Here is a 9016-nt window from a genome sequence, read left to right as displayed (position 1 = left end):
AATCCCTGGTTCCCGGGATCCAATGCCCGCCGTTGCCCCCCGGTGCTTGAGAGATTATTCGTCAGATCTGTATTCTTGATGAAACTTGACAGAATTCTTGATGAAACTTGACAGATAAGTCTGGACAACGGGATCCCTTTTGGCTAACTTTGTGGGCGGGATCAGAGTAGCTCCTGAACAGCTTTGGAAAGTTGGTTTTCTTGCGGTTTGGCCTTATAGCTGTATAGATTCGAGGGTTGTCTCTGACACCAAAGAGACGCTGGAGACAAGTGAGTTGACATTCGCAAATATCAAAAAATATGTGGGAGGGTCACGATGGATGAGCTTTTACCAGGGCTGATTGCCGTTGCCCTTTACGCCTTCTTTAGCTACACCTTAATGGTGATTGGAGAGAAGCTAAACGTGCCGAATGCTTGGTTAGCTTGGATCCCGATTGCTAACATCTGGGTGATGTGTCGAGCTGCTGGTAAACCCGGCTGGTGGGTGATCCTCTTCTTCATTCCCCTAGTCAACTTGATCTTCGGTATCTGGGTGATCTTTGCCATTCCACCCCGCCTGAATAAATCCCGCTGGCTGGGTCTGCTGGTTTTCCTGCCTGTTTTGGGAGCTTTGCTCTACTCAGGCATTCTGGCCTTCACTTGAATTAGCCAGCCTTGCCTTGATACAAACTAAACAATCGAAAAAGTCTACCACTTGAGCAAGTTAAAGCTCTCCATATCGATAGTGGCGCGGTTGCGGTAGATCCCCAGCACGATGGCCAAGCCCACTGCGGCCTCGGCAGCCGCCACAGTGATGACAAACACCGAGAACACCTGGCCGCGAATCATCGCTGAATCGACAAAGTTGGAGAAAGCCATGAAGTTCAGGTTCACCGCATTGAGCATCAGCTCAATCGACATCAGGACGCGAATCGCATTGCGGCTCACAATCAATCCGTAAATACCAATGCAGAAAAGAATCGCTGCCACCACCAAGAAAAACTGCAGTTGCAACATCGCGATGAGCTCCATGTAGATACACAATGACAGGGGCCTCGGGAAAGCTCTAGGTTTTATGGCCGAGAGCAGGTAGCTTCAACGGGTGCTCACCAGCTCTGCCGGTCGTTCTGACTCTGATTCCAGCTGGGGTCGGGCCCGCTCCAGCAAGCTCAGATCCCCTTCTCCGGCTTGGGGAAGAACAAACTCCCGCCGCGCCAAGACAATGGCCCCAATCAACGCCATCAGCAGCAAAACAGAAGCCAGCTCAAAAGGCAGAAGATAATCGCTGAAGAAGTGGCCGCCGATCACCAACACACTGCTCAAAGGTTGGATCGGCTGCAGCGGCCAAGGGGTGTTCAAAGCCATCGCGGCTAGAAGGGCAAACAGACCCAAACAGACCACCGCCGTCACTCCGTTGCGCAGCCAGCCCAGCTTCAGGGGGGCAAAGGTGTAGCGCCGATTCACCAACATGATGGCAAACAGGATCAACACATTAACCGCGCCGACGTAGATCAGAACTTGGGCTGCGGCCACAAAATCGGCATTCAAGAGGAGATACAACCCGGCCATGCTCAGGAAAACGCCCCCGAGCAGAAAACCGGAATAGACAATGCTGGGGGCCCAAACCACGCCTAGCGCGAAGCCAATGGCCATCGCCGATAGCACCACAAACGTAACCAGTTGTACGCCTTCTCCGAGGGTCATGAGAGATCCGTCCTTAGCCAGTTTCTATTGCTGCTCCCTTACCACTGTACTGTCCTGGCGGATTTAAGAGAAGCCCGACTCCTTTTTCAGATCGATAGAGAAATCTCTAGAGTTGGGTCTCACCAACTGCCGCCCGCTCCGCCGCCGCTGCTTCTGCCGCCCCCGAAACTCCTATCCGAATCCCTATCGAAGTCTCTGTCGCTGTCACTGAGCTGCGGGATCACAACTTCTCTCTCACGGCGGTATTGGCAAATCGGGCAGGTCAGGATCTCCAACTTCAAACCGCTGGAGTCATAGGTCGCTTCCTGGAGAACCTGGGTGGTGAGGTCAAGGGTGAGAGCTTGGCACCGAGGGCAGTAAAGGTGTCGGGAGAGCGTGCCTTCGCGCACAACCACAGCTATTCCTTGACAGGTAGGACAAAACCAGCCGTAGTAGCGAGCTCTGCCGCGGCTCCTGGCCAGGCGATGCTCTTGGGGAAGGTACTTATCCAGAAGCTGGGGCTGGATGAGTCGCATGGGTCGACCACAGGCTTGACAGACCACTGGCTGAAAAGGGATCCCACGCTTCCGGCTCAAGGTGCCGTCAGTGGCCATAGCAGCCACAACCGGCAGAGCGAACCCCAGCCAGTTGCCGCTGGACAATCCTAGGAACACGCCAAGGCAGAGGGATCCCGAATAGAGGAAGAGACGAATGGGGTCGCTCTGAACCGAAGAGAGCACAGCACCTGTTCTTGGATCTCTGCGTGTCAGGGAGAGGACTTGTCTTCCCCCTCGCTCAGCCCTTAGAGAGACGGGCATGCGAGAGCGCTGCCACCCCAGTCCCAAAATGATGATCCCCAGCAGCAGCAGGATCCCTTCCACCAGGGAAGAATCAATGCCCTGGGCCACTGCCCCAGAAGAAGTTGCAATCGTTGAGGTGGTAACTTCAGAAGCTGCCGCAGGAACATTTGCAACGGGCTGGCCCTGCAACACCGAGGTCAATTGCTGCACCCCCGCCAGAGTGCCGCCATCGAAATCCCCATCGCGAAACTTGGGCAGGATCTGCTGGTCGATAATCTGCTGGACTCGGCTGTCGGGGAGGATAGCGACCAGGCCCCTGCCCGTTTCGATTTCCACCCGCCGATCCCCTACCGAGATGAGAAACAAAACCCCGTTGTTTTGGCCTGCCTTGCCGATCCCCCAGTAGTTAAATAGCTGCGTGGTGAAGTCTTTTGGTGTTGCATATCCCTGAGTATTCGGCACGGTAACCACTGCCATCTCGGCACTGGTGCGCTGCTCAAGCTGAGTGATAAGACGGTTGAGCTCGTTTTCGGTGCTGCTGCTGAGGATGTTGGCGGTATCGGAAACCCACCCTCCATACTGACGGCGGGGGTTGGGCACTTGTTCAAGGGTAATGGCCCAAGCGGGCTGCGGCAGCAGGGATACAACTAGCAAAACTGCCGCCCAAACTTTCGGCATGGCTTACCTGGCTGAGCGCTGCCTAGGTTCTAGCACAGCTGTCTCGGCTAGACTGGCAGTCCTTTTCCCAGGGAGAGAGGGGAGTTGGGGAACGGTTGAGACAAGCCGCTTCTTGTTGCTAGTAATTGTTAACAGCAACCGGCCCTCAGTCCGGCCAAGGGAGCCAGGCTTCTTCTTGCCATTCCACTTCAAAGCACTCCCGGGCGGCCTGGAGAAAATGTTCGATCAAAGCAGGGATCCCTGGCGCCGTGGGGCAAATGTCGTAGATACCAATCACCTGCGAGCCGGGCAGATACCGTTCCCACAGCTCTAGATTGGGTTGCAATAGGAGGGATCCCTGTTGCAGGATCCCCCAAGGTTGCCACAGTTGGGCGTTGCCCATCAGCTTTTTGCCCTGCCAGCTCAAGTCAGCACGGGTACGGGAGGCAAAGCAACTGGTCTTGTTGCGGTAGCCGGGATCCCGGTGGCTTCGGCCGTGAGCAAAAGCGGGCTCATCTATGGCAATGCCCAGCTCCGCCAACCCCTGCACCCAAAAGCGGCAACAGAAGTCGTACACCCAGGCCCGCTGCAAACTGGGCAACCTGGCTTGCAAGTAAGAAAGGGGCAACACCAAGCTGTAGGTCAGCTCTGCTGCATCCTCAGCCGCCTGATGGAGCACCGCCCTTCCCCCCGTGGGTCGGCGCACAATCGGGATCCCTGGCAGGGGATCTGGCCAAACCTGGTGCCGTCCCAGCGAGAGGGTAAGCTGATCCCAGCCATAAAAGCGCAGGCAGGGCTGAGGATCCCGACGAAGCCTGTGCAAAAGCCGGAAGTCCTGCTCCATTTGCCAGGCCCCAGGGGCCACGCGGTAGGGGAGCCAGTATCCCTGGGATCCCATCCTGGCAAAGCCAGACCTTAAACTTTGGGGAACTCCGCCTGGAGGGGCTCATCATATTCATCGGCCAAGCTGGCCACAATGGTGATGGCCCGGGAAATTTCGCCCGCTGTGATCCCTTCCAAGGTGCGGTAGTGGTTCAGCACCACCTGGTTGTTCCAGATGCAAAAGCGCGCCTCTAGGGTGTCGCTCCAATTCTTCTCCAGGAGCTTCTGCATCAGCTTGGCCGGTTCTGCCACCGGCAGAGAGAGAACGGGAGACCATACCAAAAGAGTGTCTTCTGGGGATTCGCCGCTCAGATGGACGAACACTTCTGCCGTGCCGTAGGTGAACTTCCAGGTGTGTCCCTGCTCATGGTTTTCGTAGGCCGCATCCTCTTTGAGGCTGGAAACCACCGCCGAGACAACCTCAACGTAGCGAACGGACTCTGGAAAAACCTCTGGCGAAGGGTTAAAGGTGCTCATGAGCGGCTCACTGTAGACCATGGTCTTCCCCCTATTCCCTATCCAACCACCTCAACTATACCGCTATACCGCCTAAGACTCCGACCTATCCGGTCATCGCTTTGGGATCCTCAACTCAGGCGAGAATGAAACCGTTGGCAATGGTTCACTAAGTGGCCGGACAGGTGAGGGCAAGCGATCCCCCCCGCCAACTGGAGAGAGAGCCTGTTCAAAAGTCTTTCGAAGAACCTGAGGGAAGCTCTATGGAATCTCCATCTCATCTCCCCCAGAAAGCCATTGGTATTCTTGGAGCCCTGCCCGAGGAAGTGGCCATGCTCACCGCAGCAATGGAAACCTGCTCCATCCATACCCATCTGGGGCGACAGTTCCACCAGGGATCCCTGGCGGGGCAACCGGTGGTGGTGGTACAAGGTGGGGTGGGCAAGGTGCGGGCGGCAACCACAGCGGCTTTGTTGGTGGCCCATTTCCCTTTGCAGGGGATCATTTTTACCGGTGTGGCCGGGGCCTTGGCCGATCACCTGCACATGGGAGATGTGGTGCTGGCCCATGCGGCGATTGAGCACGACTTCGGCACCGGACGACCCGAGGGCTTTGTCTTGGGGATCGACTTTATCCCAGAGCTGCGCCACCCACTGGCCGAGGCCGATAGCGCCCTCTACGACCTGATTGTGGCCCATCCCGAGCGGATCCCTCTCCACCCCCTACAAGGCCGGGATCCCGTCATTCATCAAGGCTTGGTGGCCACCGGCGATGTGTTTGTGGCCGACGCAGACCTACGCCGACAAATCCGAGAACGCACCGGCGCTTTGGTTGTGGAGATGGAGGGGGCAGCCGTGGTGCGAGTAGCGCAAGAAGCCGGGATCCCTTGTTTGCTGGTGCGCTCGGTTAGCGATGCAGGGGACGATACGGATTTCTTGAGCTTTTTTCAAACAGCAGCGCTCAACTCAGCAGCAGTTGTCCGCACCATCCTGCAAAGTCTGCCCCCGTCCTTGCCTTAGCCCGACTGTGGGGATCCGGGGATCCCCTTTCCCAAGGAAGAGTTGGGCTGGATCGCGTTGGCGTCAGTTGTTCATCTCCCGCTCCAGCTTGGCCATCGAGATCTGGCTTTCTAGGCGGGAAATGCCTTCGCGAAGGGTTGCCACCTGTGCTTCAACTTCATCCAAAGATTTGCGAACCGCTTCTGCCGCGCTCATGTGCTGGTTGCGCCGGACCAAAGCCTCGCGGGCAAGGTCATCTTGGTTCTGTTGGCTGGCTTTCTCAGCCCTGACAAACCAATCTTCGGCCTTTTGCAAAATTTCGTCGTACCGCCGTTCCAGTTGCTTGCGACTGGCCAGGGTTGTGGTCAGGCTGCGCTGCAATTGTTTCAGATCCCGCTCCATCTGCCGGATGCTCACCCTTTGTCGGCTGGGCTTTCTCCACAGCACTTTGCTCAGACCCACCACCACCACTGCGGTAGCAATCCCCACACCCGCAGCTGCCGCCGGATTTTCACGAATCAAAGAACCATCCAAAACATTGACCCCTGCAAAGGCCGAGGTTTGTGTGGCCGTCTCCCGAAACTCCCAAGGCATCACCGGATTGCGCTGCTGCCAGAAGCCCAACCGTGCCGCTTGGGCCCCCTCTTGAGCTTCTAAGTAGCGCTGCCGATTGGCCCCGTGCAAAAAGCGCTCATAAACCACCGCCTGACCCTGGCGCAACATCTCCAAATTCACCAAACCATCGGCGTTGTACACCTGGGCAATGTGAAGCCCTTCCGGTGTGACATAGAGGGTATCCACCTGCACCAGGGATCCCGTCGGGAGCAAGTTTTGCAGAGCCTCTTGGGATAGCCGCCCCCAGCGCCCTTGGGTCAGCTCCGGCGCATCCACGTAGGCCAGACGGAAACGGGTTGGCCTGCCGTTCAAGTCCGCCCAAAAGGTGTCCCCATCTACCACCGACCGCACCCGTGCCGTCCCGGAAGATTGTGCTGCCGCTGGAAGAACAAGCCAACTGCCCGAAAGGACAGCCACAGTCATCAGAAGGGAAGTTCTTGAGGTCATGGGGGTCACTCCTATTGTGCAGAACAAGAACAAAAGTTAAGAAATAATAAGATAGAGAAGTTTGGGGGAACAAACCGGAATCCCAGAGCGTCCTTGGGGGTTGCCGTGAGGCTGGCTGCTGCTCTTCCCTGGCAAAGGCAACAGAGCCAGCTGCTCCCTACGTCGGAAAAGCGAACCTCTCCCACGAAAAGCTGCGGCTCTCGAAGAGTCGGCTCGTGGGGTCGGCTTAATTTGGGTTAGAGTTTAGCTCACCTTTTGGGGCAACGTCACAGCCCTAAGGCGCAATCTTTGTCCCCCGGACCAAATCACAGGCGCAAGCGATAGGGTTCTTCGTCGGGGAAGTCGGGCAGAGGAGGGGGCAGGATCTCGATCTCTCCGGTGGGCAGCGTTTGCAGCACGGTACCCAACTGGACCAGTTGTTCCAAGACAAACAGGCGGGTATCCCGGTCGGTGGTGGAGTTAAACACGCTCAGCCAAACATCGAATTGGGAACGGCGGCTGAGGGGGCTGCGGGCGATGTTATCTCCTAGTTGACGAAATTCATCTCCAGGCAGGCCCACCTGCTCTCGCCAGACAGCGGCTTGGTAGTAGTCATTGCGGCCCGCTTCCGCATCCCCCAGAAACATAAAGTTAAGTAGGGCGCGATCCACATAAAGTCGCCAGGCGTCAGGGTTGTTTTGGGGGTTGAACTGCTGCAAGCCGCGATCCAAAATCTCGACGGCTTTTTCCGGCTGGCCGGCCCGATAGGCCAACACCAAACTGGAGAGCCGGTAGCCCAAGAAGAAACGGGGATCCAGCCGCAGCATGTGATCGAAGTAGTCGTAGGCCAGGCCATAGCCAGTCAGGGTGCGAGCCGGTGCATCCCCGTAGTACTGGATCAGCTCCAGCCACAGCCAGGAAGCCCCCAAGTTGCGGTAGCCCAGCCACCCCAGCGTATTGGCCAGGGCAATGTTGCGGTTTTTGCGGGCCTCGGCATTTTCCAATTCTCCCAGATTGATCCGCTCCAGCATCGGCAATTGCAGCCGCACCACCAGGATCCCACACAGAAACGCCCCCCCAACGGCGGCCAGAGTGCCTATGAGGGAGAAGCGAGAGCGACGACGGGGCAAGGAAGCAGTAGCCATGGCAAGTTTTTTGCGGATCCCTGAGGCTGTCGCGACCAGGGCTACACTCAATCATAAATTGAACCGTTGAGCCTTTCCCCTGCCTATGGCCAGCTCTGCCCTCTCCGCTTCGGAACGAGCCTTGAGCCTTTACGAGGCTCTGCCCTACCCTAATGTGCCCCTCTCGCAGACGGCTCGCAATGCCTTGCCGGAGATGTTCAAGATGAGCTACACCACGGCTCAGTACCTGCGCACCCATACCATCGTCCCGCCAGAGGGCAAGGTGTTGTTGAATGCCGGCTGTGGCTCCGGCTGGGAAACGTTGATGATGGCCGAGGCCAATCCAGGGGCCCAGATCGTTGCCTGTGATCTGTCTCCGGCTTCGGTCAAGCTTACCGAGGAACGCCTGCGCCACCACGGCTTCACAGATGCCGAATTTTATGTCCTCAATCTGCTGGAGCTGGAGCGTCTGGGGATCCAGTTTGATTTCATCAGCCTCAATGATGTTTTGTATTTGCTGGAGGATCCCACCGAGGGCCTGCGGGCGATGAAAAATGTCCTCAAGCCCGATGGCATCATCCGGGCCAATCTCCACAGCCGCCGCCAACGGCAGGTGTTTTTCCGCTTGCAGGAAGCCTTTCAAAAAGTGGGCCAATTTGACGTTCCACCGGCTGTAGGGGCGCAAAATGTGCGGGAGTTTATGGGATCCCTTCGGGAAGAAGTGGCCCAGGCGGTGTTCTGGAACCCGGCCAACTATGCCGAAGATGCGGCCATTATGAATAATTACCTACTCTCCAACGACAAGGGGTTCACGATCCCCGACCTGTTTCGCATGTTGCAGCAGGCGGGGTTGAGCTTTTTGAGCTTGGTGGATAGGCCCGACTGGTCGGTGGAGTCTTTGTTTAAAGAGGTGCCTGAGTTTGTGCGGCAGCGGTTGGCAACCCTCAGCATCATGGAGCGGCTGCATCTGTATGAACTCCTTCGCCCTGTCCATCGCCTCATCGACTTTTGGGCGGAGCATGCCGGCTCTTCGCCGGTGCTGCCCTGGAGCGACGAAGATTGGCTGTCGGGATCCGTACAATTCAATCCCCTGTTGATGGACAACCCCCGCTTTCGCCAGGAGTACAGCAAAGCCCTGCAAGAGAAGCGGCCCTACGAAATGCAGTGGACAGGGGCCACCCACGGGCGGATCAGCATCCCTGCCGAGAAAGTGAGCTGGTTGGCGCCACTGCTTCAAGGACCAACGCCGGTTCGAGAGCTGATTCAACAGGCCGTCCAGTTGGGATCCCCAGATGAAGAACGAACAACCGCTGAGGTGCTGACCTTCCTAACCAACCTAGAAGACTTTCTTTTTTTGATGCTGCAATAGGCAGCTGATACATTTACGCTGAACACTG

At 57.1% G+C, this 9016-nt stretch carries 10 protein-coding genes; 3 read left to right on the top strand and 7 right to left on the bottom strand.

Features of this window, described 5'->3' with window-relative positions; all coding sequences use genetic code 11:
• Positions 1-315: 315 nt before the first annotated feature.
• The gene (locus tag NW818_RS12950; RefSeq protein WP_011432901.1) at positions 316-642 is read left to right on the top strand and encodes a DUF5684 domain-containing protein; all 327 of its coding nucleotides are present in this window, start codon (positions 316-318) and stop codon (positions 640-642) included.
• A 44-nt stretch (positions 643-686) separates the two neighbouring features.
• On the opposite strand, the gene nuoK is transcribed toward NW818_RS12950, so the two are convergent.
• The 5 genes from nuoK to NW818_RS12925 all read right to left on the bottom strand — a co-directional run bounded on the left by nuoK (position 687) and on the right by NW818_RS12925 (position 4498).
• On the bottom strand, positions 687-992 hold the full coding sequence (gene nuoK / locus NW818_RS12945) for an NADH-quinone oxidoreductase subunit NuoK (RefSeq protein WP_414328814.1): 306 nt from the start codon (positions 990-992) through the stop codon (positions 687-689).
• An 81-nt stretch (positions 993-1073) separates the two neighbouring features.
• On the bottom strand, positions 1074-1682 hold the full coding sequence (locus NW818_RS12940; RefSeq protein WP_414357958.1) for an NADH-quinone oxidoreductase subunit J: 609 nt from the start codon (positions 1680-1682) through the stop codon (positions 1074-1076).
• Between the two features lie 119 nt (positions 1683-1801).
• The gene (locus NW818_RS12935; protein ID WP_414424788.1) at positions 1802-3139 is read right to left on the bottom strand and encodes a TPM domain-containing protein; all 1338 of its coding nucleotides are present in this window, start codon (positions 3137-3139) and stop codon (positions 1802-1804) included.
• A gap of 145 nt (positions 3140-3284) precedes the next feature.
• Positions 3285-4016 carry a lipoyl protein ligase domain-containing protein gene (locus tag NW818_RS12930; protein WP_414424787.1) on the bottom strand — a complete coding sequence of 244 codons (732 nt, stop codon included), beginning with the start codon at positions 4014-4016 and terminating at the stop codon, positions 3285-3287.
• A 17-nt stretch (positions 4017-4033) separates the two neighbouring features.
• A complete protein-coding gene (locus tag NW818_RS12925; protein ID WP_011432906.1) occupies positions 4034-4498 on the bottom strand; it encodes a YbjN domain-containing protein in 465 nt (154 codons plus the stop codon).
• 221 nt (positions 4499-4719) lie between these two features.
• On the opposite strand from NW818_RS12925, the gene NW818_RS12920 reads away from it, so the two are divergent.
• Positions 4720-5475, top strand: a complete 756-nt coding sequence (locus tag NW818_RS12920) for a 5'-methylthioadenosine/adenosylhomocysteine nucleosidase (RefSeq protein ID WP_414357952.1) — start codon at positions 4720-4722, stop codon at positions 5473-5475.
• 63 nt (positions 5476-5538) lie between these two features.
• On the opposite strand, the gene NW818_RS12915 is transcribed toward NW818_RS12920, so the two are convergent.
• Both NW818_RS12915 and NW818_RS12910 read right to left on the bottom strand, forming a co-directional pair.
• Positions 5539-6516 carry a PspA/IM30 family protein gene (locus NW818_RS12915; RefSeq protein WP_414418304.1) on the bottom strand — a complete coding sequence of 326 codons (978 nt, stop codon included), beginning with the start codon at positions 6514-6516 and terminating at the stop codon, positions 5539-5541.
• A gap of 305 nt (positions 6517-6821) precedes the next feature.
• On the bottom strand, positions 6822-7640 hold the full coding sequence (locus NW818_RS12910; protein WP_414424786.1) for a hypothetical protein: 819 nt from the start codon (positions 7638-7640) through the stop codon (positions 6822-6824).
• 85 nt (positions 7641-7725) lie between these two features.
• Between NW818_RS12910 and NW818_RS12905 the strand changes: the two genes are divergently transcribed.
• Positions 7726-8988: a class I SAM-dependent methyltransferase gene (locus NW818_RS12905; RefSeq protein WP_414424785.1), complete on the top strand. Its 1263-nt coding sequence runs from the start codon at positions 7726-7728 to the stop codon at positions 8986-8988.
• The last annotated feature ends 28 nt before the right edge of the window (positions 8989-9016 follow it).

Origin of the sequence: Synechococcus sp. R6-5, from assembly GCF_047461775.1 — a bacterium.
In the GTDB taxonomy this organism is placed as follows: domain Bacteria; phylum Cyanobacteriota; class Cyanobacteriia; order Thermostichales; family Thermostichaceae; genus Thermostichus.
Note: the sequence above shows the minus strand (reverse complement) of the source record. Positions and strands in the feature narration are given on the sequence as shown.